The sequence below is a fragment of the Rhodococcus sp. BH4 genome (genome assembly GCF_002079265.1).
GTDB lineage: Bacteria > Actinomycetota > Actinomycetes > Mycobacteriales > Mycobacteriaceae > Rhodococcus_F > Rhodococcus_F qingshengii.
Genome location: NZ_CP014941.1, coordinates 3,281,122 through 3,305,002 on the forward strand (window position 1 = coordinate 3,281,122; position 23,881 = coordinate 3,305,002).

Below are 23,881 nucleotides of genomic sequence, written 5' to 3' on the forward strand. Positions count from 1 at the left end.
TCACGGAACCTTAGACGAACCTGAAGCGAACGCGATGTCGGCCTCACAGCGCCGTTCCACGACCGAAAGCCGTGAGCCAGTCCATCGCCTCGGCTTCGGTATCGAATGCCGGGACGGTCGCCGGGATCGGTGGTCGTTCGACGACGATCACCGGGATCGACAATTGCCTGGCTGCGGCGATCTTTGCGTACGTCTTCTCGCCGCCACTGTTCTTGGTGATCACGACGTCGATGCTGTGAGTTCGCATCAGATCCACTTCCGCTTCGATGGCGAATGGACCACGTGCGAGCAGCAATTGCGCGTGAGGCGGCAATGTCCCCGAAGGCGGATCGATCGAGCGGACGAGAAACGAGACGCTCTTCACGCGGTCGAACGCCGAAACTCCTTGCCTCCCGATCGTCAGAAAAGCGCGTGAGCCGACCGTCGGCACCAACTCTGCGGCGTGATCGAGATCGCGTGCCGGAAGCCAAGTGTCACCGGGTTGCTCGCGCCAGGGCGGGCGTCGGTACATGGCGTACGGCACGGAATTCGCAATGCACGCTTCGAACGCATTCTGGGTGATGCGAGCGGCAAACGGATGCGTGGCGTCGAGCACTGCACGAATATCATTGGCCGACAACCACTCCGACAGCCCTTCGGCTCCCCCGAACCCGCCGATACGCACTTCCCCCTCCGGCCATCGAGGATCACGAACCCGGCCGGCCAGCGATGTGACAACCTCGAGGTCGGCTGAACCGGCCAAGCGAGAAGCGATCACTCGACCTTCGCCTGTGCCGCCGAGCAGGAGTACGCGGCGACGAGTACCTGTCGAGGTCAGTGTGTGCTTCTCTCGCGCGCTGCCGAGTAGAGGTAGCTGTCCGGAAACCCCTCCGCAGTCAACACTCGGCCGACGATCACGACGGCCGTCTTCGTGATGCCGGCCGCATGAACAAGTTCGACGATCGTCTTCAAAGTGCCTCGAACAACGATCTCCTCGGGCCGTGAGGCGAAGGCGACCACCGCGACCGGGCAGTCCTCGCCGTAATTGTCGGCCAACTCGGATGCGATCTGTTCGATGCGATGAGCGCCGAGGTGAATCACCATCGTCGCGCCGCTGCGGCCGAGGGACCGCAGATCCTCGCCCTCCGGCATCGCCGTCGACAAGGTGGAGACTCGGGTGAGAACAATGGTCTGCGAGACGCCTGGGACAGTCAGCTCGCGCCCCAGCGCGGCTGCAGCCGCGGTAAATGCAGGAACACCGGGAATCATGTCGAAATCGACTCCTGCGGCGTCCAGGCGACGAGCTTGCTCTGCCACTGCACTGAAGATCGACGGATCACCGGAATGCAAACGCGCGACGTCCAGCCCAGCGGAATCCGCTTCGACAAGAATCGCGGTGATCTCGTCCAGGCTCAGCCGAGCAGTGTCCACGACCTGAGCTCCGACCGGGCACCACTCGAGCAACTCCGCTGGAACAAGGCTGCCTGCGTACAAGCACACAGGGCTCGCAGCGATGATCCGTTGCGCGCGGACAGTGATCAAATCTGCCGCACCGGGACCCGCACCGATGAAATGAACGGTCATTGTGTGGATTCCTCCGGCGTATCTGTGTCTGCGCCTGCAGACGGCTGACGTTTTGTGACGGACCATTGGACCACCGGAAGTTGCGGTCGCCAAACGTTGAACGTTCCCAACGGCTCGGCGCGCTGCACCTGAAAGCGTCGAAGCGTCCCACCATGGCGACTCATCCAGCCGAGCAGCAACGATTCGGACTCGGCGGTCACGGCGTTCGCGACCAGACGACCACCCACGCTCAACTGCTCCCAGCACGCTTCGAGCATTCCCGGTTGCGTGACGCCGCCGCCGACAAACACCGCATCGGGTCGTCGGACTTCGTCCGCAAACGCCTCCGGCGCGGCCCCTTTCACGTTCAACGCGGGCACGCCGAGATTGAGCGCGTTGACACCGATCTGCGACACGCGGCTCGCCACCTTCTCGAATGTTGTTGCAGTGCAACGTGGGTGAGTCCGCATCCACTCGATGGCGACGGTTCCCGACCCACCGCCCACGTCCCAGAGGTGTTCTCCCGGCGCCGGGGCAAGCGCGCACAACGTCAACGCACGGATCTCCTGCTTGGTCATCTGACCGTCGCCGACAAAAGCAGCATCCGGTAGCCCCGGGATTCGAGTCAGCCGCAAGAGAGGATCGGCCGCGATGCACTCGACGGCCAGAACGTTCAACGCGTCCACGTCATCGTCCGCGTGATCCCACTCGTCTGCGACCGTGACGGTCCGCGATTCCCCGGCCCCGCCCAGCTGGGCCAGCACGGTCACGATCGATCGACCGAAGCCCGCGCCGGACAACAGACGTGCCACCTCCCCCGGTGTCGAGCGCCCGTTGCTCAGAACCAACAGGCGCGCGCCATCGACCACTGCCGCCAAGACGGTCGCCGAGTCTCGGTTCACCAGGCTCACGACGTCGACCTCGGCCGATGCCCATCCCATTCGCGCGCTCGCCAACGCCACCGACGACGGGTGCGAGATCACTCGCACGTTGTCCGCGCCGAGCAGCCGGACCAACGTGACGCCTAGGCCGTGGAACATCGGGTCACCACTGGCGAGAACACATACTCTGCGGTCCGCGTTCTCGGCGAACATCGACGGCAACGCCGGAATCATCGGAGACGGCCAGGTGAGCCTGGTGGGCGCACGCCGTGCCCCGAGATGTGTCGCCGGGACCAAGTCCAATTGGCGCGGCGACCCCATCAGGACCTCCGCGCCCAGGATTGCGCCCTTTGCGCTCTCGGACAGCCCATCCCAGCCGTCGGCGCCGATGCCGACGATCACCACCGGGTGTGTGGTCATCGCGGCATCCGGCGCCAGATCGTCTGAGGCAGAAGCCGCATGACGAAGAACACCGGCTGCAGAATTCGCGGTACCCACACACGCGTCGCCCCGGAGTTCAGTCCCCGCACGACGGCGTCCGCGACCTGCGACGGAGTGCTCGACATAGGGGCAGGCGACATTCCCTCGGTCATTTTGCCGATGACGAACCCGGGCCGTACCAGCATCAATTGGACGCCCGAACCGTGCAGCGCGTCGCCGAGACCGCTGGCAAAACCGTCCAAGCCGGCCTTTGCGCTCCCGTAGACGTAGTTGGCGCGGCGAACCCGGACGCCGGCGACGGACGAGAACACCACGATCTTTCCGGTTCCCTGTCGGCGCATGATCTCTGCGAGGTGGGTGAGGATGCTGACCTGTGCCACGTAGTCGGTGTGCACCACCGCGACCGCGTGCGCCGAGTCGGTTTCGGCACGCGCCTGATCGCCGAGAATTCCGAAGGCCAGCACTGCAACCGAAATCCGACCGTGCTCGGCGACTACGGCGCCCAGGAGCTCTCCGTGCGTGTCCACGGCGTCGGCGTCGAACTCGACGGTGGAGACGTCGACAGCGCCGGCGTTTTTGAGCATCTGCTCCTGCTCCGACAGCTCTCCGCTGCGTCTGGCAGCCAGAACGATGTTGCGGCCTGGCGCGAGCCTGACCGCGATCTCGAGGCCGATCTCACTTCGTCCGCCGAGGAGCAGTACCGTCTCGATGTCATTCACGTTCGCACCCGCAGTCACCGCTCCAGTGTCCTGGATTACCGTCGTGGCATGACGCTCACCCCCTCCACCACGCCATCGTCACAGCAGACTCTCACCGAAGACGGGCTGAAGTTCGTCGGTGAATACCACCTCGCGACACTCACGACGTTGCGTCCGAACGGCACCCCACACGTCGTTGCCGTCGGGTTCACCTGGGACCAGGAAGCCGGAAAGGCGCGCGTGATCACCAGCGGTGGCTCACAGAAGGCGATCAACGCAGCGCGTGGCGGATACGCCGCCGTCAGTTCGGTCGACGGTGGCCGCTGGCTCACGCTCGAGGGGCCGGCACGCGTGCTCACCGACGCGGACTCCGTGGCCGACGCCGTTCGGCGCTATGCCGAGCGGTACCGCCAGCCACGGGTCAATCCCGCGCGCGTGGTCATCGAAATCGACGTCACACGCATACTCGGGTCCGCTGCATTCAAGGAAAGCTGATCAGTCGAGGACAGTCAGGCCGTGCGGACGGTTGTTGAACGACTCGCAACCGTCCGCGGTCACGACGACGATGTCCTCGATACGGGCACCCCAACTGCCGCGGAAGTAGATTCCCGGTTCGATGCTGAAGGCCATACCTTCGACGAGTTCGATGGTGTTGCCCTCGACGATGTACGGCTCCTCGTGTACGGACAGCCCGATACCGTGACCGGTGCGGTGAACGAATACCTCTGCAAGCCCTTGTGCGGCAAGCACTTCGCGAGCTGCAACGTCCACGGATTCTGCGGAGATTCCTGGCCGCACCGAATCGACCGCAGCCTGCTGCGCCGCCTCGAGTACCGCGAACTGTGCGGCAACCTCCGCGGACGGCTGCCCCATGCTGTACGTGCGAGTGGAGTCCGAGTTGTATCCGGGCTCGACCGGTCCGCCGATGTCGATGACCACGATATCGCCGCTCTCGATCACCCGGTCCGAAACCTCGTGATGCGGATCGGCGCCGTGCGGGCCCGAACCGACAATCACGAACGCGGCCTCGGTGTGCCCCTCTTCGAGAATCGCCGCCGAAATCGCTTCGCCTACTTCAGCTTCCGTACGTCCGACGACCAAGAACTCGGCCATGCGGGCGTGAACACGGTCGATGGCCGCACCGGCTCGCCGCAACGCCTCGATCTCGGCGCCGTCCTTGACCATCCGCAATTCGCGCAAGACGCCGGTGGCGAGAATCGGCAACGCGCCCAAGGTGTCTGCGAGCGGGATCAGATGCAGCGCAGGCATCGCATCCGTCACCGCCACCTTCGCGCCGGTCGGGAGTTGCGCCGCCACAATCGCATACGGGTCGACACCGTCGACCCAGTCGAGGACGGTCAACCCGAGATCGCCCACTGCCGATTCCTTCAGCGACGCCAACTCCAACCGAGGAAGTACGACGGATGCCTTCGCCGTGTCCGCGGCGATGACCAACGCGGTCAAGCGCTCGAACGAGTCAGCCCGAGAACCCGTCAGGTACCGCAGATCCGGACCGGGAGTCACCACCAGACCGTCGAGACCTGCTGATCGAGCCAACTCGGCGGCACGAGCGATACGTGCGCCGTACACGGCGCTGGAGAATCGGGAATCCTGTTCGGCTGGAGACGTCATGGCTTACAGGTTAGTGCCGACTGGCAGGATGGTGACCATGAGTGGGCCATTGCTTCTCCTCGACGGTGCCAGCCTGTGGTTTCGTGCGTTCTACGCACTGCCCGAGTCATTCGTCGACCCCGACGGCAGACCTGTCAACGCGGTGCGCGGATTCACCGACATGGTTGCTTCCCTGATCACCAAACACCAGCCGAGTCGTCTCGCCGTGTGCCTGGACTTGGACTGGCGACCGCAGTTCCGCGTCGATGCAGTCCCGACGTACAAAGCGCATCGCGTCGAGGAAGGCTCTGACGGTGCGTCCGAAGAAGTTCCGGACACGTTGACGCCTCAGGTCGACATGATCATGGACGTGCTCGCTGCAGCGGGTATCGCGACGGCGGGTGCAGTCGGACTCGAAGCCGACGACGTACTGGGAACGCTTGCCGCCACCGAGCGCGAAGATCTCACCGTCGTCGTCAGTGGTGACCGAGACCTACTGCAGGTCGTCACCGACGAGTACGTGCCCGTCCGTGTCCTGTACGTGGGCCGTGGCCTGTCCAAGGCGGAACTCTTCGGACCGGTCGAGGTTGCGGAGAAGTACGGAGTACCCGGTGACCGTGCGGGCGAGGCTTACGCCGAACTCGCGGTACTGCGCGGAGACGCCTCCGACGGTCTACCCGGCATCAAAGGTGTCGGTGAGAAGACTGCGTCGACACTGATGCTCCGTTACGGCTCGTTGGCCGGACTTCGGGCGGCCGCTGCTGATCCTGAATCGGATATGGCCAAGGGGATTCGCGCAAAACTGACCTCACCTGAGGCAATGGCTTACCTTGATGCTGCGTTGCCGGTCGTACGAGTGGTTCGCGACGCGGACGTTCAGTTCTCGAAGGACGACCGACTCCCGGCGACCCCCGTCGATCCCGCACGCCTCGAGGAAGTGGCGGCCTCGCTGAACATCGAGCGCTCGGCCGGCCGGCTTGCCGCCGCGCTCGAGGCTGCGGCGGCAGGCCGTTCCGACCAATAGGGCGTCAGCTCGGGCGGCTGACCTCGTACGTGCCGTTGTCGTCGACAAACGTCACGGTCACGTTCGACTTCACACCCGCGATCGAAAGCGTGCAGGTGAACTTGTTGCCTGACTTGACTTCCTGGTCCGCGGGGCACTGAACGTTGCTCACGTTCTTCGCCCCGTAGGACTCGGTGACGATCTTCTCGACGCCGGCCTGAGCCGCGCTCTGATCGAGTGTGTTCTTGCCGAAGACTCCGAACACCAGGGCCACCACGACAGCGGCAAGAACGACGAGAACGCCGATCGCACCGAAGATCAGGGGCTTCTTCGACTTACCCGACTGGTTTCCGGGCGCACCGGGACTCGGGAACGGCTGAGCCTGGTTCCACTGGTTCTGCTGTCCCGGAGTCTGCCCGGGGGCCGTGGCGCCCCACGCCTGCTGCGGTGCGGCAGCCGGAGGCTGACCCCACGCCTGGGTTGCGTCAGGTGACTGCTGTTGCCCGGGCTGACCCCACGGCTGTGCGGGAGGTTGTTGCTGGGGTTGTCCCCACGGCTGTTGCTGGCCGGGTTGTCCTTGTCCAGGTTGCTGCGGCTGACCGTACGCAGGCTGACCACCCGGCTGGCCGTAGGCAGGTTGTCCCCACGGCTGTTGCTGGCCGGGCTGCTGACCGGGCTGCGGTGTTTGACCAGGCTGACCCCACGGCTGTTGCTGGCCGGGCTGCTGACCAGGCTGCTGTTGTCCGCCCGGCTGCTGAGGATTCTGCCCCCACTGCTGCTCGTTCGGCTGCTGCTGATCACCAGGACCCCATTGCCGATTCGGATCGTTCGGTCCGTAAGGCCCGCTCATGTTCGCCTCCCACTCGAAATACCAGTCTGCGAATCAAACCACATAGTTGCGGTCATGCTGCGTCGACAGCAACTACCCCGCGACGAATTGCAGCTACCGCCCGCGCCGCAGTCTTCGCGACGTCGGCATCCGTCGAAGTCAGGCGGACCTGATCGAGGAGATCGATCACCTGACGACACCAACGTACAAAGTCACCCGCAGACAGCGCACGACCCTGCACTCCAGCCGCGATCAGTGCGTCGACAAGCGAGTTCTCGCTCGCCCAGTGATAAACGGCAGTGACGAATCCGAGATCCGGTTCCCGCGTCGGCGGCAGCTTGTGGCGAATCTCGTCCGACCGCAGTTCGCTCCACAATCGTTGAGTGTCGTTGAGGGCGTGACGAAGCGCCGCTGTCGGCACCCGATCCACGGTGTCCCCGTCCCGACGTGATTCGTAGACCACCGAGGACACGACGGCCGCCAGCTCGGCCGGGCTGAGACCTGTCCACGCCCCCGTCCGCAGGCATTCGGCGACCAGAAGGTCGCTTTCCGAGTAGATGCGGCTGAGTCGTCGTCCGGATTCGGTGACTTCGGGCGCTGCTTCGGCAGTCATGTACTCACGCTCTTTGAGTAGCGCAATGATGCGGTCGAACGTCCGCGCCAACGAGTTGGTGGTGGCCGCAGCCTTTTCCCTCATCGACTGCGTTTCCCTGGCCAGCCGGTTGTAGCGCTCACCGATCCGGCTCAGATGTTCACGATCGGGCCAGCTGTGGCACGGATGCGAGCGAATAGCACGTCGCAAAGTAGCGACCTCGGCATCTTCGGACGCGCCGGCCTTGTGGCGCTTCTTTCGCCGGGGGGCACTGATCCCGGTACTACGCAACGCCGAGGCCAGATCGCGCCGGATCCGGGCGGTGTGGTGATCGACATGCTTGGGCAGTCGCATCTTTCCGAGAACGTCGGCTGCTTCCGGGAAATCACCCGAGGAGAGTCGGCCGGCCCACTGATCGGCCGTCAGAACCAGCGGACGCGGGTCCTTCGGATCGTTGTCCGGGACGAGGACCACTGCCACCCCGGAATGACGACCGATGGGAATTGCGATCACGTCACCGCGGGCGAGTGCACGAAGGGACTCCACCGCATCTCCGCGTCGGTCTTCGCGGCCCTTACGTTCGAGCGCGCGCTCGCGCGCACTGAGCCGCTCACGCAACGACGCGTATTCGAAGTATTCGCCGTCCGCACCGCCGAGTTTCTCCTGCAAACCCTTCAGTGCTTCTTCGTTCCGCTCGATGCCACGCACCAGGCCGACCACCGAGCGATCCGCTTGGAACTGCGCGAAGGAACGTTCGAGCAGCTTCCGTGAATCCGCCGCGCCCATGCGCTCGACGAGATTGATCGACATGTTGTACGAGGGGCGGAACGAACTGCGGAGCGGGAACGTCCGTGTCGACGCCAAGCCGGCGACATCCGTCGGCTCGACCCCGGGCTGCCACAGGACCACAGCGTGGCCTTCGACGTCGATGCCGCGTCGGCCGGCCCGACCCGTCAGCTGCGTGTACTCCCCCGGCGTCAGTTCGGCGTGCGATTCACCGTTGTACTTGACCAGACGTTCGAGCACCACCGTGCGTGCCGGCATGTTGATGCCGAGGGCCAGCGTCTCGGTCGCGAAGACCGCCCGCACGAGCCCCTTGACGAACAGTTCCTCGACTGTCTGGCGGAATGCCGGCAGCATGCCGGCATGGTGAGATGCCAGTCCGCGTCGTAGTGCCTTGCACCAGTCCCGATATCCGAGAACTTCGAGATCCTCTTCGGGTAGTTCCCCGGTGTGTTTCTCGATGATGGTGTCGATCTCGCGGACCTGCTCCGGCGAAGTGAGATCCAGTCTGGACCGCAGGCACTGTGCAAGAGCCGCATCACAACCGGCGCGGCTGAAGATGAAAGTGATGGCCGGGAGCAGTCCGGACTGATCGAGCTGAGCGATGACGTCAGGTCGTGGCAAGGGCCGGAAATCGTTGGAACTCTGGTAGCTGCCGCGTCGTCCGCGGCCACGCGGCTGCCAGCTCTCGACGCGTTCGAGAGCCTGACGCTGCTTGACGTGGCGAACCAGATCCTGGTCGACGAGCACGGTCTTCGGCCCGGCAGCAGGATGACTACGACTGTCGAAGAGATCGAAGATTCGCCTACCGACCATGATGTGCTGCCACAGCGGGATCGGCCGCGTCTCGTCCACGACCACAGTGGTGTCGCCGCGGACGGTTTCCATCCAGGCACCGAATTCTTCGGCATTGCTCACGGTCGCCGACAAACTCACCAGGCGTACGTCCTCGGACAGGTGCAGGATCACTTCCTCCCACACCGCCCCACGGAACCGGTCGGCCAGGTAATGCACTTCGTCCATGACGACGTGCGAAAGCCCGCGCAGTGCCTCGGAGTTGGCGTAGAGCATGTTCCGCAGGACTTCGGTGGTCATGACGACCACCGGTGCGTCGGAGTTGATACTCGAATCACCCGTCAGCAGACCGACTTCGCCGGGGCCGTACCGCTCGACGAGTTCGGCGTACTTCTGATTGCTCAACGCTTTGATCGGCGTCGTGTAGAAACACTTGCGGCCCGCCGCGAGAGCCAGGTGGACAGCGAACTCGCCGACCACGGTCTTGCCTGCACCGGTCGGCGCGCAGACAAGGACGCCGTGGCCCGCTTCGAGCGCAACGCATGCCTTCACCTGGAATGGATCGAGTTCGAACTTCAGGCTGGACGCGAACGTGCTCAGTTCACTCTTGTTCATAACCACCTCGTCAGGGTTTCACACGCCGCCGACGTGGTGGCACGGCGCTCAGAGAGTGTCAGTGAAATCCTGGCCGGGTGCGTTGTCGCCGGCGGTGTCGGATTTCTCCGCGACCGGAGCCTTGGACTTGGACTTACGTCCGAACAATCCACTCGATTCGGCCTTGGGTTTGGTCGGATTGTCGAAAGCCTCGTTCAGATCGGACGGAGCCGAGATGGAGGAAGCTTCCTCGTCGGACAGTGCGCCCCAGTCTTCACCGGCTCGCTTGGCCTTACGTTTGTCGTTGAGGCGAGCGATCTGGACCGCGACCTCGAAGAGAAGCGTCAGAGCCAGCGCGAGCGCCAACATCGAGAACGGATCCGACCCTGGCGTGGCAACTGCAGCGAATACGAAGAGCCCGAAGATCAATCCTCGACGCCAGGCCTTCAAACGCTCGTACGTCAGAATGCCGGCAAAGTTCAACACGACGACGAGCAGTGGAATTTCGAAGCTGACGCCGAAGATGAGCAGCAGATTGATGATGAAGCCGAAGTACTCCGAACCACTGAGCGCGGTGATCTGGACGTTGTCACCGATGGTCAGGAGGAAGTGCAAAGCCTTCGCCACGACGAGGTACGCCAGGATTGCGCCGAGAATGAAGAGTGCGGCACCTGCGGTGACGAATCCGACCGCGTAGCGACGCTCTTTGGCATATAGGCCCGGGGTGATGAATGCCCACAATTGGTAAAGCCACACCGGGCAGGCAAGAACGATGCCGGCGGTGAGCGCCACTTTGAATCGCAGCATGAACTGCTCGAACGGCCCGGTCGCCAGCAATCGGCACGCGTCGTCGGTGCTGAGGTTGGCGCGACTCTCGGACGGAAGCTCACAGTACGGTCCGCGAAGCAGATCGCCCAGACTTTCGAGACCGAGTATCGAGTGTGAATACCAGAAGAAGCCGAACGCCGTGGTGATGATCACGCCGAGGAATGCGAACAACAAACGAGTCCGCAATTCGTACAGGTGGTCGACCAACGACATGGTGCCGTCTGGGTTGACCTTCCGCTTGCGGTTACGCGGGTCTAACGGAATACGCACTGTGCATCCTGGTCTTGGTCAGCAGACAACCGGGGTGAACGAATATTTCACCCCGGCTAGAACGCAGTGTGTACTAGAGCGGCTTGACTTCGGTCGGCTGCGCAACAGGTGCTGCTGCACCGTTTGCGACCACCGCGGTGTTGGCCGTCGGCAACTGTGCCGGAGCAGGCTGTGCGACCGGCGCGCTTGCGGGCGCCGCATCGTCGTTCTGCATTTCCTTGACTTCGCTCTTGAAGATGCGGAGGGAACGACCCAGACCGCGTGCTGCATCGGGAAGCTTCTTCGACCCGAACAGAATTACGACGACAACAGCGACAATCAGCCAATGCATCGGCTGCATTGCACCCATAACGACCTCCCATGATCAGATTCCTCGATGCTACCGGACACAACCGGCGCTCGGAGGTGCCAAAGCACTTACTTCAGCTACCTTTTACCTGTTTGTTTCCTGCGAACTCACTGAACGTGAAGTTTCCCGAAGTTTTACGAACCGATTACGTCATAGGCGTCGAGCGCCGCAACGGCTCGATCATGGACTTCGGAGACCAGTTCCGGCGGATGAAGGACCCGAACGCCCTCACCGAATCCCAACACCAGCCTTGCCATCCATTCAAGTGTTCCGAAACTCATCGTCGCCTCGACCGACCCGTCGTCGTTCACGTGCTCGACGTCCAACGGGTAGTAGTCGAGCATCCACACCCACTCTTTGGTGATGAACAACCGCGCTTCCGGAAGGGAACCGTCGCCGCTGAACAATTCGAGATTCGAATCCTCCTCGAGGGCCTGCGGCGGCGGGTCGGCGGGCTCGTCGAGTTGGACGGCGGCGTCGATCCGATCGAATCTGAACAACCGCACGCCCTCGGCTTGACGGCACCACGCCTGGAGGTAGCTGTAGTTGTCGACCAACACGATACGAACGGGGTCGACGATGCGCTCGGAGACCGCGTCACGCGAGGCCGAGTAATACGTCAATCGCAGGGCGGTCTTGTCTGCGAGCGCGGCTCTGACCGTCGCGGCTATCGGGTCTTCGGCGATATCCGGCGCAGGCGATGTGTCCCGGTCCTGACCGATGGCTCGTGCCGCGGCCGAGCCTGCTGCGTCCTCGATCTTCGCGATGGCACGCTGCGCCGAGGACGGATCGACCATGCCCGGCATTTCCACCAAGGACCGCAGGGCGATCAGCAACGCCGTCGCCTCCGTCGAGGTGAGGCGCAACGGGCGATCGATCCCGGCCGAGAACGTGACCTCGATACTTTCCTCGGAGAAGGACAGGTCGATGAGATCACCGGGACCGTAACCGGGCAGTCCGCACACCCACAGTTGATTGAGGTCGGTCATCAGTTGAGTGGTGCTGACACCGAGCTCCTCGGCGGCCTCGGCGGGACTGATGCCAGGATTCGCGATGAAGTACGGCACGAGGTTGAGCAGCCGTGCCAACCGCGACGACAGTCGATTGCTCATCTGTTTTCCCCCTGTCCATGGCCGGTGATCGGGCTCGCCGCGGCGGCGCGCAGCTTCGCGACGACCTCAGCACGCAAATCCGGTGGGTCCAGCACCAATGCGTCCAACCCGTGACCGGCGATCAACCGAGCGGTCCATTCCCAGGATCGAACGGGGATGGCCAGCACGCTGCCGTCGCGATCGGTCAACCGCCGTTCGGACGACGACGTCGCAAGCCGCCGAAGCTCATGGGCGCGGCCGTCTGCGACCCATACCGTAGCCGTCCCGGTCACGACGCCCGAACCGGTCACGCGATCGACGACCTCGCGAAGGTCGACACCTTCAGGTTTGTGAACCGAACCGGCCGGGCCGAACTCCCTGACGTCGTCACCGATCCGTGAGAGCCGGAAGGTCCTCACCGCATCACGGTCGACGTCGTGCCCGACCAGGTACCACTTGCCGTTGTGCGTGACGACGCCCCACGGCTCGACGGTGCGTTCGGTGAACGGTTCGTTCAATGCGCCGCGGTGCTGAAAATGAACTGCTCGGCCGGCGTCGACCGCTGCAAGAAGCTTGCCGAGCGCGGGCTCCGAACCGCGGGTGCGCGCGGGAATCGCGGTGACCGGGGCGGCACTGACTTCTGAGTCGACCTGGACGCCGGCCGCTCGGAGTTTGAGTAGTGCACTCTGGGCTGCCGAAATCAGTTCCGGCGACTCCCACAACTGCACTGCGACGGCGACAGCAGCAGATTCCTCGCTGGTGAGGTCCACGTCCGGAAGCTCGTAGGCATTGCGATTGATCCGATACCCCTCGACGGTCGAGAACCGTCCTGCCAGACCGGTTTCCAACGGGACACCCAGGTCACGAAGTTCGTTCTTGTCGCGCTCGAACATGCGACTGAACGCTTCGTAGTTCGCGGAATCGTTGTACCCGGCCACACTGTCACGGATTTTCTCCGCCGTGAGGAACTGTCTGGTGGACAGCAACGCGATCACCAGGTTCATCAACCGCTCGATTTTTGATGTCGCCACGCCGAAATCCTAGTGGCTATCCGATAACCGAACGCGCGCCGGACACTTTCGTGCCCGGCGCGTCGCCGCAAAACAGACCTGCCGTCTTGTACATCTCGAAATTGAGTGACCTACATCGAAGCGATCAAACGCTCGACACGCTCGTCGACGGAGCGGAACGGGTCCTTGCACAGCACCGTTCTCTGCGCCTGATCGTTGAGCTTGAGGTGAACCCAGTCGACTGTGAAGTCCCGGCCTGCTGCCTGGGCTGCGGTGATGAAGTCGCCCCGCAATTTGGCGCGCGTGGTCTGCGGCGGATTCTCGACGGCGTCGTCGATCGTTTCGTCCTCGGTGACCCGCTTGACCAAGCCCTTGCGCTGGAGAACGTCGAAGACACCCCGGCCGCGTTTGATGTCGTGGTACGCCAAGTCGAGCTGCGCGATCTTGGGATCGGACAGGTCGAAACCGTGACGGTCCTGGTAGCGCTGGAACAGCTTGCGCTTGATGACCCAGTCGATCTCCGTGTCGACCTTCGCAAAATCCTGAGCTTCGACGGCATCGAGGGTGCGACCCCACAGGTCGACTACCTGCTCCACCTGCGGGTCCGGTTCGCGGTTACGCAGATGTTCGACTGCCTTGGCGTGGTATTCGCGTTGAATATCGAGGGCACTGGCCTGACGTCCACCAGCAAGGCGAACCGGCTTTTTACCGGTCACGTCGTGACTGACCTCGCGGATGGCACGAATCGGGTTGTCCAGCGCGAAATCGCGGAACGACACCCCGGCTTCGATCATCTCGAGCACCAGTGCGGCAGAACCGACCTTGAGCATCGTCGTCGTTTCGGCCATGTTCGAATCGCCGACGATCACGTGCAGGCGGCGGTACTTCTCGGCGTCCGCGTGCGGTTCGTCGCGGGTGTTGATGATCGGACGGGAGCGAGTGGTAGCCGACGAGACGCCCTCCCAGATGTGTTCCGCGCGCTGCGAGAGGCAGAACGTCGCGGCCTTCGGAGTCTGCAGTACCTTTCCGGCGCCGCAGATCAACTGGCGCGTGACGAGGAACGGCAACAAGACATCCGAAATGCGGGAGAACTCACCGGCGCGCGCGACGAGAAAGTTCTCGTGGCAGCCGTACGAGTTTCCGGCCGAGTCGGTGTTGTTCTTGAAGAGATAGATGTCGCCACCAATACCCTCCTCGGCGAGTCTCGCCTCGGCGTCGATCAGCAGTTCTTCGAGCACACGCTCACCGGCACGGTCGTGATTGACCAGCTGGATGAGGCTGTCGCACTCGGCCGTCGCGTACTCCGGGTGCGAACCCACATCCAGGTACAAGCGGGCTCCGTTACGGAGGAAGACGTTGGAGCTGCGACCCCACGACACGACACGACGGAAGAGGTAACGAGCAACCTCGTCGGGGCTCAGTCTCCTGTGCCCGTGAAAGGTGCAGGTAACGCCGAATTCCGTCTCGATACCCATGATTCGTCTCTGCACACTTCGACAGTACAACCAGAATGCGAGGTTCACCCGTGTACTTCGATCGCGTCGTAAGTCACGACTCGACAACGTCGGGCGGCAGCATAGTGTGACGGTGTGAGCCTTATTCGCCGAAAAGTTGTCCGAAGCGACGTCAAAGTCATGGAAAGCACTGGAGCACTGCGCCCTTCCGTGCTCGACCCGACCATGCGGTTTCTCTCCAGAGCCGCCGATCACGGCGTTTTGTGGATGGTTGTCGCCGCCTTGCTCGCGATGATCGGCGGGCGGCCCCGTAGGGCAGCAGCACGCGGGCTGCTCGCACTGGCCGGTTCCAGCGCGCTGGCCAACGGCATACTCAAGCCCCTCTTTCCCCGCCGACGCCCACCGGCACGCGTCTGGCTGAGCCCGAAGCGAGGCGTCGACATTCCGACGTCGTCCTCGTTCCCCTCCGGACATTCGTCTTCGGCCGCGGCATTCACCGCGGCAGTGGCCATGGAGTCCCCGGTTGCTGGAGCTGCTCTGGCACCACTGGCCGCAGCAGTGGCGTACTCACGCGTTCACAACGGAGTCCACTGGCCGTCCGACGTCTTCGCAGGCCTCGCGGTCGGCGGTGCTATCGCTGCCGGCACGCGTCGTTGGTGGGCGGTGCGGGACGAAGAGCCCGCCGAACTCGGACCCGAGTGCGTGGTTCCCGCGCTCCCGCGCGGAGAAGGCTTGTTGGTCTTCACCAATCCTGGTTCAGGCTCCGAGGACGACGGGATCGTGGAATCGATTCGAGAACTACTACCGGAAGCGATCGTCTACGAGTTCGACGCGGACATCGACTTCGACATGCAGATCGATGCCAAGATCCCCGAGCTCTCACCGAAAGCGTTGGGTGTATGCGGCGGCGACGGAACAGTGGTCACGGTCGCGACCGCGGCGACAAAGCATGAGCTACCACTTGCGGTTTTTCCCGGCGGAACATTGAACCATTTCGCCCGCGACGTCGGGGCGGTGAATGTCGAGGAGACCGCACACGCAGTCGAGTCCGGTCAGGCGGCATTCGTCGACCACGCGGTGGTGCGCACGGATTCCGGAGTGACTGCACGGTTTCTCAACACAGCCAGCCTCGGTGGATACCCGGATGCTGTGCGCCTGAGGGAAAAATGGGAACCGCGTTTCGGTAAGTGGCCGGCCGCAGGAGCCGCGATGATCCGGGTTCTCGCAGCGGCGGAGCCGATGACGGTCACCATCGACGGGAAGCGGACCACAATCTGGATGCTGTTCGTCGGAAACGGGCGATACTCCCCCGCCGATCAGGTGCCGATGTCGCGTCCGGAGATGAACCGTGGACTACTCGACGTCCGCTATCTGCGCGCGGACAAGAAGTTCTCGCGCTCACGTCTGCTGTTTGCGGCTGCCACAGGAACATTGGGCAGCTCGCGGGTCTACGTTCGCGAACTCGTCTCGTCGATGTCGGTCCGAGTCGCCGATTCACCCGTAGCCATCGCCACCGACGGTGAAGTGGTGGCAGACGCGCGCCGGTTCGATTTCGACACCGAACCGGGCGCGGTGGCCGTCTACCGAGTCACTCAGTAACTCCAGACCTGCAGTAACTCCCAGACCTACGGAGTATCTACGAGGGTGCGTCGCCGTTTGCCGGCGGCGCATCCTCGACTGCTGCCGGAGCTGGAAGCATCTCTTCCAAAACCGTTCCAGCGATCCGTTTGAACGCACGGCGTGGACGATTGCTGTCGAGTACGGCAACCTCGAGTGCACTCACATCGAGAGTTCGTGGTTCCGCCTCAGTGGTTCCGGCCGGTGCCGGGCCGCCCTTTTGGAGCGCCCCGACTGCAATCCGCACTGCGGATTCGAGGTCGAGGTCTCGCTGGTACGACTCGCGCATCGCCGTCACGATCGGTTCGGTCGTGCCGCCCATGACCACGAATTCCTGCTCGTCCGCGATGGATCCGTCGTACGTGATCCGGTAGAGCTGAGCCGGCGTACTGCTTCCGAAGCGACCGATCTCGGCAACACAGATCTCGACCTCGTACGGCTTGGGCTGCTCGGTGAAGATCGTTCCCAGGGTTTGTGCGTACGCATTGGCGAGCGAACGCCCGGTGACGTCCCGACGGTCGTACGAGTACCCACGCATGTCTGCGTGGACGATGCCCGCGCGGCGCAGATTCTCGAACTCGTTGTACTTGCCCACTGCCGCGAATCCGAGACGGTCGTACAGTTCGCTGACCTTGTGCAGAGCACGCGACGGATTCTCGGCGACAAAGAGCACTCCGTCGCGGTAGGTGAGAACGACGACGCTGCGCCCGCGGGCAATTCCCTTGCGCGCCAATTCCGAACGATCGCGCATGATCTGTTCGGCTGATGCGTAATACGGCATCGTCATAGCGCAGACTCCCCTTCCGGACTCACGGTCGCCGTGCGAGCCGCGACGATCTCCCTGGCGATCTCGGCAGCCCTGGTGGGCAACAACTCCACAGCGCCGGCCGAGGTGATGGTGACCGCCGTCGGATAGATCCCTCGTGTCAGATCAGGGCCACCGGTAGCCGAATCGTCATCTGCCGCGTCGTAGAGCGCCTCGACGGCGAACCGAAGCGCGGTGTCCTCGTCGATTCCCGGTGAATACAGCTTCTTGAGCGCCGATTTCGCGAACAGGGAGCCGGATCCGACTGCGTGATAGCCCGCGCGCTCCTCGTATCGCCCACCGACGACGTCGTAGGAGACGATGCGACCGGCGGTGGACGGATCGACCGCGTCCAGGTCGTAACCCACGAGCAGTGGCACAACCGCCAAACCTTGCATCGCTGCTCCGAGATTTCCTCGAACCATCGACGAAAGTCGATTGGCCTTGCCGTCGAACGTGAGTGGGACGCCTTCGATCTTCTCGTAATGTTCGAGCTCGACCGCGAAGAGCCGGACCAGTTCGATTGCGATCCCGGCCGTACCGGCAATACCCGCAGCCGAGTAGTCGTCCGTGACGTACACCTTCTGCACGTCACGGCTGGCGATGAGATTGCCCATCGTCGCTCGGCGATCACCCGCGAGCAGAACACCACCCGCATAGCTGATCGCGACGATGGTGGTGCCGTGCGGAGCTACGTCTCCCCCGCCCATGACAACACCTCCTGTGTCGGCGAAGCGGTTCTGCGGAAGATGCTCCGGTGCATGCACCCGAAGGTATTCCGAGAATGACGACAGATTCGAGCCGAAGCTCAACCGTGTGTCCCCGTCTGTGATCCGGGGCGCGCGATCCACCGTCACTGGCCGCCCTTCTGGACGTAGGCACGGACGAAGTCCTCGGCGTTCTCTTCCAACACGTCGTCGATCTCGTCGAGCAGGTCGTCGGTTTCTGCAGCGAGCTTCTCGCGACGTTCCTGGCCGGCACTGCCGTCGCCACCAGTGGTTTCGTCGTCTTCGCCGCCACCGGCACGCTGCGTCTGTTCTTGAGCCATCGCCGTCGACCTCCTTGTGTGAAGGGAGCTCTCGCGAGCATCCTGTTCGGCCCAGCAGAGTCGGTAACTGATCCCGCTCGGACCTTCACCCTACCGAGCGGCACCGTCAGGTGTGGAGAGACGCGACGGCGAGCCGCATCGGCTGATTTCAGTGAGTGAGCTGATCAACCAGTTCCGCGGCGCTGTCCACGGAGTCGAGCAACGCTCCGACGTGCGCTTTGGTACCTCGAAGCGGCTCGAGGGTGGGGATACGGATCAACGATTCACCGCCGAGATCGAAGATGACCGAATCCCAGCTCGCGGCCGCGATATCGGCGCCGAATCGGCGTAGGCACTCGCCCCGGAAGTATGCGCGAGTGTCGGTGGGAGGGTTCGTGACCGCGTCGAGAACCTGCTGTTCGGTGACAAGCCGCTCCATGGAGCCGCGAGCAACCAGGCGGTTGTACAGGCCCTTGTCGAGTCGCACGTCGGAGTACTGCAGATCCACCAGATGCAATCGCGGCGCCGACCACGCGAGTCCCTCACGATTGCGGAACCCTTCGAGCAGACGCAGTTTGGCCGGCCAGTCGAGGATGTTCGCGCACTCCATGGGATCGCGCTCGAGGAGATCGAGAACCATCGCCCACTTGGCGACGATATCGTCCGCTCGCGGATCACGATCGGTCTCACGGTCGAGGAACTTCGAGACACGTTCGAGGTAAATGCGTTGCAGCGCAAGCCCTGTCAGTTCACGTCCGTCGGCCAGCGCAACGGTCTTGCGCAGAGTGGGGTCGTGACTGATGTGGTGGACGGCCGTGACCGGACGCGCCAGTTGCAGATCGGTGAGGTCGACACCTGCCTCGATCAGGTCGAGTACCAGCGCCGTTGTTCCAACCTTGAGGTACGTCGACATCTCCGCGAGGTTCGCGTCACCGATGATGACGTGCAGGCGGCGATACTTGTCCGCATCCGCGTGCGGTTCGTCGCGGGTGTTGATGATTCCGCGCTTGAGAGTGGTCTCGAGGCCTACTTCGACCTCGATGTAGTCGGATCGCTGCGAAAGCTGGAATCCGGCCTCGTCGCCGGACTGACCGAGACCCACACGACCGGAACCGCAGATCACCTGCCGGGACGCGAAAAACGGCGTCAATCCTGTCACGATCGAGGCGAACGGGGTCTCACGTGAGCAGAGGTAGTTCTCGTGCGTGCCGTACGAGGCACCCTTGCCGTCGACGTTGTTCTTGTACAGCTGGAGCCGAGGCGCACCCGGCACGCTGGATGCGTGCCGCGCAGCCGCTTCCATGACGCGTTCGCCGGCCTTGTCCCAGATCACGGCGTCGAGCGGGTCGGCGACCTCGGGCGCCGAATACTCCGGATGTGCGTGGTCGACGTACAACCGTGCCCCGTTGGTGAGAATCATGTTCGCGGCGCCGATCTCGTCCGCGTCGATCACCGGCGCGGGACCGCTCATTCGCCCCAGATCGAAGCCTCGGGCATCTCGCAGCGGAGATTCGACCTCGTAATCCCAGCGTGTGCGCTTGGCCCGTGGCACGCCCGCTGCGGCGGCGTAGGCAAGCACCGCCTGGGTTGAAGTGAGAATCGGATTCGCCGACGGCTCACTGGGTGAAGATATTCCGTATTCGACCTCGACACCGATGATCCGCTGCATGACACAAGAGCCTATGTGATTGCGGCGCGGCACCCACAGGCGTGGCACAGTTGGAGGAATGCACCAACCTCTCACCGCAGACCTGAATCCCGCGGACGAGGTAGTCGCCGTGTACGACCGGACGGGTAATCCGATCGGCCGAGCACCACGTTCCGTCGTCTACTCGGGTGGGCTCTGGCACGCGAGTGCGGGCGTCCTGGTTCGTACCGGGGACGGCTCCCGCATATACGTCCATCGCCGAACCGACACGAAAGCGGTGTTCGGGGGCTATCACGACTGTCTTGCCGGAGGTGTCGTCGATCCAGGTGAGACGCCGCAGGAAACTGCGATCCGTGAAGTCGGTGAAGAACTCGGAATCTTCGGAACGGCAGACCAGCCACTCCGACTGACGGAGATCGCTCGAAAATCCTGGGACGGCGAGTGGAACAACTCTCCGTTGCGCTGTCACCTGTTTGCGTTCGAACTCAGATACGACGGGCCGATGGCACATCAGCCCAGCGAGATCGCCGAAGGTTGGTGGTGGACGCCGAAAGAACTCGGCGCCCACCTGCAGGACCCGTCGTGGCCGTTCGTTCCGGACTCACGCGCGCTGCTGGCCGACTATTGCTGGAGCTGAACACCGCTGGGACTGAACACCGCTGGGACTGAACACTGGTGGGACCTGTGATCAGCCCGGGGTGATCGCCGAGAGCCACGCAGTGAACGCGCTGGGGTTGCGGGTCTGCGCGAGAACGCGTCCTGGGCCGGTGAAGTCGAAGACAAATCCTTCACCGGACTTCATCGACTGAATGGTGCGCCCCTGAACGGCGCGCCGCATGTTGAAATTCATGCCGAGGTCGTAGGCGACCACGTGACCGGTATCGATCGTGACTGTCTCGCCTGGCTGCAAGTCGATGACGTCGATCGCGCCGTAGACGGCCAGCACTACTTCACCGTCGCCACTTGCCCGCAGGCCGAAGCCTCCCTCACCGCCGAAGAGGTTGGACATGCCGCCCCACTTGGACTCGACCGTCACACCGTAGGAGTTGGCCAACCAGGTTCCACGGTTGAGGAAGAACGGGCGATCAGAGGTGATGGTCAGCGGGATCAGATCTCCGGGAAGCACACCAGTCACGTCGACCCAACCACCCTGCGGCGGAGCGGTATACGTCGTGACGAAGAATGATTCGCCGCTCAGCATCGACCGCTTGAGTCCCTGCAGGACGCCGCCCTGCGCCTTCGCTTCGAGAACTACGCCGGCAGAATGCGCGAGCATCGCCCCGCTCTCCACGCGCAGCGGTTCGCCGGGCGCGAGGTAGCAGCGAGCGACTGTGGACGACGGATTGTGTCGAAGATGTATCTGCACGGCGGGACTCTAAACCAGCGCGACCGACCGGTCCAATCGCAACGAAGTCAACGGCAGCGACGCAGAGATCGGGCCGACAACTCTCGAGGAGTGGCCGGCCCGATCGATGTTCGTTTCGCTACAGGTACTGGCCGGTGTTCGATTCCGTGTCGATCGCGCGGCTTGCACTGGCGTTCTTGCCCGTGACGAGAGTGCGGATGTAGACGATCCGCTCCCCCTTCTTACCCGAAATACGTGCCCAGTCATCAGGATTGGTGGTGTTGGGCAGATCCTCGTTCTCGGCGAACTCGTCGACGATGGAATCGAAGAGGTGCTGCACACGCAAGCCCGGAGCACCGGTGTCGAGTACCGACTTGATCGCGTACTTCTTGGCGCGGTCGACGATGTTCTGGATCATCGCACCCGAGTTGAAGTCCTTGAAGAACAGAACTTCCTTGTCGCCGTTGGCGTAGGTGACCTCGAGAAAACGATTCTCTTCGCTCTCCGCGTACATGCGATCGACGACGCGAACGATCATCGCCTTCAAGCAGGCGGTGCGATCGCCACCGAACTCGGCGAGGTCGTCCGCATTGATCGGCAGACCGTCCACCAGGTACTTCGAGAAGATGTCCTGAGCGGATTCCGCGTCGGGGCGCTCGATCTTGATCTTCACGTCCAGTCGGCCCGGACGCAGGATGGCCGGGTCGATCATGTCCTCACGGTTGGAAGCGCCGATGACGATGACGTTCTCGAGCCCTTCCACACCGTCGATCTCGCTGAGCAGCTGCGGAACAACCGTTGTCTCGACGTCGGAGGAGACTCCCGAACCACGGGTACGGAAGATCGAGTCCATCTCGTCGAAGAAGACGATCACCGGCGTGCCCTCGGACGCCTTCTCACGAGCACGCTGGAAGATCATCCGGATGTGACGCTCGGTTTCGCCGACGAACTTGTTCAGAAGTTCCGGGCCCTTGATGTTCAGGAAGTAGGACTTGGCGTCCTTGCTGTCCTGACCGCGAGCTTCGGCGATCTTCTTGGCCAACGAGTTGGCGACGGCCTTGGCGATGAGCGTCTTGCCGCAACCGGGCGGACCGTAGAGCAGTACACCCTTCGGCGGCCTCAGCGAGTACTCGTGGAACAGATCCTTGTGGAGGAACGGGAGTTCGACGGCATCACGGATCTGCTCGATCTGACGCCCGAGACCACCGATGTCGTCGTAGTGAACGTCCGGAACTTCTTCGAGAACCAGATCTTCGACCTCGGCCTTCGGGATGCGCTCGAAGGCGTACCCGGCCTTGGTGTCGACGAGCAACGAGTCACCCGGACGCAGTTTCCTGGTCGGAGAATCGGCGTCGTACGCGATGATGTCGGCTTCGGGGTCGGCGAAGACGGCCGCCAACGGTGCTGCGAGCCAGACGATGCGCTCTTCGTCGGCATGGCCGACCACCAGTGCGCGCAAGCCGTCGTCGAGTACCTCACGGAGCGTGCTGATCTCACCGACCTGCTCGTAGGTGCCGGCCTCGACGATGGTGAGTGCCTCGTTGAGGCGAACCGTCTGCCCGAGGGCGAGGGTGTCCGTGTCGATGTTCGGTGAGCACGTCAACCGCATCTTGCGACCCGACGTGAACACGTCGACGGTCTTGTCCTCGTGTACCGAGAGAAGGACTCCGTAACCGCTCGGCGGTTGACCGAGTCTGTCGACTTCTTCACGAAGCGCGATGAGCTGCTGACGGGCCTCTTTGAGGGTGTCCATCAACTTGCTGTTTCGGATGGACAACGAGTCCACCTTCGACTCCAGCTCACGCACCTGCTCCGGCGATTGTGCAAGTTGTCGGCGCAGTACTTGTGCTTCCACTCGTAGCGCGTGGAGTTCTTCTGCTGCCGCAACCGAATCCGGGTTCTCTGTCGAGCTCATGTGCGTCTCCTCCCAGTGCGATCCATCAACGCTACCGGCATAAGGCCCCAACTGTCGCCAGACACGGTGCGCGAGTGCGAATTCACACCTGCGCGCGGACCGTGCCGACTGGTCTCGAGCCAGAATTTGGTCATGTTAGCCTTGCCTACAAGATGGAGACAGCGCCTGTCTCTCTTTACAACGAAAGGTAACGCTGTGATCATCCGCAAGACTCTCATCAGCGCTTGTGCTGTCGCTGCCGTCCTGACCATGGGTGCATGCAGCTCGGACGACAACAAGGATTCGACGGCTGCAAGTTCGACTTCCGCCGCCGCCTCGAGCACCACGGCGAAGGCCTCGGCTTCCGCCACGACGTCAGCTGCCGCTGCCGCAGCGGCTCCGACGGCCGAGGAGCTCAACGCTTCGCTCGTCGCTCTGATCGATCCGGCCAAGCCGATCGAGGAGAAGACCGCTCTGGTGGTCGACGGAACCAAGCGTCAGGCCAACATCGAGACGATGAGTGCTGCGCTGGGCGGTAACCCTGCCTACGCGATCACGTTCAACGTGGACAACGTCAAGGTCGACGGTCAGACCGCAACCGCAGACGTCGCCGTCGTCAGCCCGCACGGCGCCGCCCCGGCCACCCCGTGGACCTGGGAGCTCGAAGACGGCTCCTGGAAGCTGTCCGACACCTCGGCTTGCGTGCTCCTGGAAATGGGCCGCGCTTCCTGCACCGCATAACTTCCAGCTACTACAAGAGCGGCGATCCGGATA

The 23,881-nt window shown here is 63.2% G+C and carries 23 protein-coding genes; 5 read left to right on the forward strand and 18 right to left on the reverse strand.

Annotated features, from left to right (window positions below; all coding sequences use genetic code 11):
• Nucleotides 1–43 precede the first annotated feature (43 nt).
• The 4 genes from A0W34_RS15170 to A0W34_RS15185 are packed head-to-tail and all read right to left on the reverse strand — an operon-like array spanning nt 44 to nt 3,601.
• Nucleotides 44–817 carry a cobalt-precorrin-6A reductase gene (locus tag A0W34_RS15170; protein ID WP_081557892.1) on the reverse strand — a complete coding sequence of 258 codons (774 nt, stop codon included), beginning with the start codon at nt 815–817 and terminating at the stop codon, nt 44–46.
• On the reverse strand, nt 814–1,563 hold the full coding sequence (cobM, locus tag A0W34_RS15175) for a precorrin-4 C(11)-methyltransferase (RefSeq protein ID WP_003944967.1): 750 nt from the start codon (nt 1,561–1,563) through the stop codon (nt 814–816). Before cobM ends, A0W34_RS15170 begins: the two co-directional genes overlap by 4 nt.
• Nucleotides 1,560–2,843 (reverse strand): precorrin-6y C5,15-methyltransferase (decarboxylating) subunit CbiE, encoded by a 1,284-nt coding sequence (cbiE, locus tag A0W34_RS15180; RefSeq protein WP_081557893.1) that lies wholly within the window; start codon nt 2,841–2,843, stop codon nt 1,560–1,562. Before cbiE ends, cobM begins: the two co-directional genes overlap by 4 nt.
• Entirely contained in the window at nt 2,840–3,601 is a 762-nt protein-coding gene (locus A0W34_RS15185) for an SDR family NAD(P)-dependent oxidoreductase (protein WP_081557894.1), read from the reverse strand. Before A0W34_RS15185 ends, cbiE begins: the two co-directional genes overlap by 4 nt.
• Nucleotides 3,602–3,631: 30 nt before the next feature.
• Between A0W34_RS15185 and A0W34_RS15190 the strand changes: the two genes are divergently transcribed.
• Entirely contained in the window at nt 3,632–4,057 is a 426-nt protein-coding gene (locus A0W34_RS15190) for a PPOX class F420-dependent oxidoreductase (RefSeq protein ID WP_030536346.1), read from the forward strand.
• On the opposite strand, the gene A0W34_RS15195 is transcribed toward A0W34_RS15190, so the two are convergent.
• Nucleotides 4,058–5,194, reverse strand: coding sequence for a M24 family metallopeptidase (locus A0W34_RS15195; protein ID WP_030536345.1), 1,137 nt, complete (start codon nt 5,192–5,194; stop codon nt 4,058–4,060).
• A 37-nt stretch (nt 5,195–5,231) separates the two neighbouring features.
• Here A0W34_RS15195 and A0W34_RS15200 point away from each other — a divergent pair, with 37 nt between their 5' ends.
• Nucleotides 5,232–6,197, forward strand: coding sequence for a 5'-3' exonuclease (locus A0W34_RS15200; RefSeq protein WP_003944862.1), 966 nt, complete (start codon nt 5,232–5,234; stop codon nt 6,195–6,197).
• Between the two features lie 4 nt (nt 6,198–6,201).
• Here the strand turns inward: A0W34_RS15200 and A0W34_RS15205 are convergent, their stop codons facing one another.
• The 7 genes from A0W34_RS15205 to pafA form a co-directional block, all read right to left on the reverse strand.
• The gene (locus A0W34_RS15205; protein WP_003944884.1) at nt 6,202–7,026 is read right to left on the reverse strand and encodes a DUF4333 domain-containing protein; all 825 of its coding nucleotides are present in this window, start codon (nt 7,024–7,026) and stop codon (nt 6,202–6,204) included.
• A 52-nt stretch (nt 7,027–7,078) separates the two neighbouring features.
• Nucleotides 7,079–9,790 carry a DEAD/DEAH box helicase gene (locus tag A0W34_RS15210; protein ID WP_003944907.1) on the reverse strand — a complete coding sequence of 904 codons (2,712 nt, stop codon included), beginning with the start codon at nt 9,788–9,790 and terminating at the stop codon, nt 7,079–7,081.
• 48 nt (nt 9,791–9,838) lie between these two features.
• The gene (gene tatC / locus A0W34_RS15215) at nt 9,839–10,867 is read right to left on the reverse strand and encodes a twin-arginine translocase subunit TatC (RefSeq protein WP_003945030.1); all 1,029 of its coding nucleotides are present in this window, start codon (nt 10,865–10,867) and stop codon (nt 9,839–9,841) included.
• A gap of 73 nt (nt 10,868–10,940) precedes the next feature.
• The gene (tatA, locus tag A0W34_RS15220; RefSeq protein WP_003944836.1) at nt 10,941–11,216 is read right to left on the reverse strand and encodes a Sec-independent protein translocase subunit TatA; all 276 of its coding nucleotides are present in this window, start codon (nt 11,214–11,216) and stop codon (nt 10,941–10,943) included.
• Between the two features lie 134 nt (nt 11,217–11,350).
• A complete protein-coding gene (locus A0W34_RS15225; RefSeq protein ID WP_030536343.1) occupies nt 11,351–12,328 on the reverse strand; it encodes a helix-turn-helix transcriptional regulator in 978 nt (325 codons plus the stop codon).
• Nucleotides 12,325–13,338, reverse strand: coding sequence for a helix-turn-helix transcriptional regulator (locus tag A0W34_RS15230; protein ID WP_063316384.1), 1,014 nt, complete (start codon nt 13,336–13,338; stop codon nt 12,325–12,327). The genes A0W34_RS15225 and A0W34_RS15230 overlap by 4 nt, the downstream gene beginning before the upstream one ends.
• A 110-nt stretch (nt 13,339–13,448) precedes the next feature.
• Entirely contained in the window at nt 13,449–14,807 is a 1,359-nt protein-coding gene (pafA, locus tag A0W34_RS15235; protein ID WP_007729869.1) for a Pup--protein ligase, read from the reverse strand.
• Nucleotides 14,808–14,951: 144 nt separating this feature from the next.
• Here pafA and A0W34_RS15240 point away from each other — a divergent pair, with 144 nt between their 5' ends.
• Nucleotides 14,952–16,370, forward strand: a complete 1,419-nt coding sequence (locus tag A0W34_RS15240; RefSeq protein ID WP_198035712.1) for a bifunctional phosphatase PAP2/diacylglycerol kinase family protein — start codon at nt 14,952–14,954, stop codon at nt 16,368–16,370.
• Between the two features lie 37 nt (nt 16,371–16,407).
• Here the strand turns inward: A0W34_RS15240 and prcA are convergent, their stop codons facing one another.
• The 4 genes from prcA to dop form a co-directional block, all read right to left on the reverse strand.
• On the reverse strand, nt 16,408–17,175 hold the full coding sequence (gene prcA, locus A0W34_RS15245; protein ID WP_003945006.1) for a proteasome subunit alpha: 768 nt from the start codon (nt 17,173–17,175) through the stop codon (nt 16,408–16,410).
• Nucleotides 17,172–18,050, reverse strand: a complete 879-nt coding sequence (gene prcB / locus A0W34_RS15250) for a proteasome subunit beta (RefSeq protein WP_037131810.1) — start codon at nt 18,048–18,050, stop codon at nt 17,172–17,174. Before prcB ends, prcA begins: the two co-directional genes overlap by 4 nt.
• Nucleotides 18,047–18,241, reverse strand: coding sequence for a ubiquitin-like protein Pup (locus A0W34_RS15255; RefSeq protein WP_003944925.1), 195 nt, complete (start codon nt 18,239–18,241; stop codon nt 18,047–18,049). Before A0W34_RS15255 ends, prcB begins: the two co-directional genes overlap by 4 nt.
• Nucleotides 18,242–18,389: 148 nt before the next feature.
• Nucleotides 18,390–19,889 (reverse strand): depupylase/deamidase Dop, encoded by a 1,500-nt coding sequence (gene dop, locus A0W34_RS15260; RefSeq protein ID WP_003944852.1) that lies wholly within the window; start codon nt 19,887–19,889, stop codon nt 18,390–18,392.
• Nucleotides 19,890–19,947: 58 nt separating this feature from the next.
• Between dop and A0W34_RS15265 the strand changes: the two genes are divergently transcribed.
• Nucleotides 19,948–20,505, forward strand: a complete 558-nt coding sequence (locus tag A0W34_RS15265) for an NUDIX hydrolase (RefSeq protein ID WP_007729886.1) — start codon at nt 19,948–19,950, stop codon at nt 20,503–20,505.
• A 51-nt stretch (nt 20,506–20,556) separates the two neighbouring features.
• Here A0W34_RS15265 and A0W34_RS15270 read toward each other — a convergent pair whose 3' ends face one another.
• Both A0W34_RS15270 and arc read right to left on the reverse strand, forming a co-directional pair.
• Complete coding sequence (locus A0W34_RS15270) at nt 20,557–21,234, reverse strand: TIGR00266 family protein (RefSeq protein WP_081557896.1); 678 nt, start codon at nt 21,232–21,234, stop codon at nt 20,557–20,559.
• A 118-nt stretch (nt 21,235–21,352) separates the two neighbouring features.
• Nucleotides 21,353–23,128, reverse strand: a complete 1,776-nt coding sequence (arc, locus tag A0W34_RS15275) for a proteasome ATPase (protein WP_003944870.1) — start codon at nt 23,126–23,128, stop codon at nt 21,353–21,355.
• 195 nt (nt 23,129–23,323) lie between these two features.
• Here arc and A0W34_RS15280 point away from each other — a divergent pair, with 195 nt between their 5' ends.
• Nucleotides 23,324–23,848 carry a hypothetical protein gene (locus A0W34_RS15280; RefSeq protein WP_003944789.1) on the forward strand — a complete coding sequence of 175 codons (525 nt, stop codon included), beginning with the start codon at nt 23,324–23,326 and terminating at the stop codon, nt 23,846–23,848.
• Nucleotides 23,849–23,881: the final 33 nt, after the last annotated feature.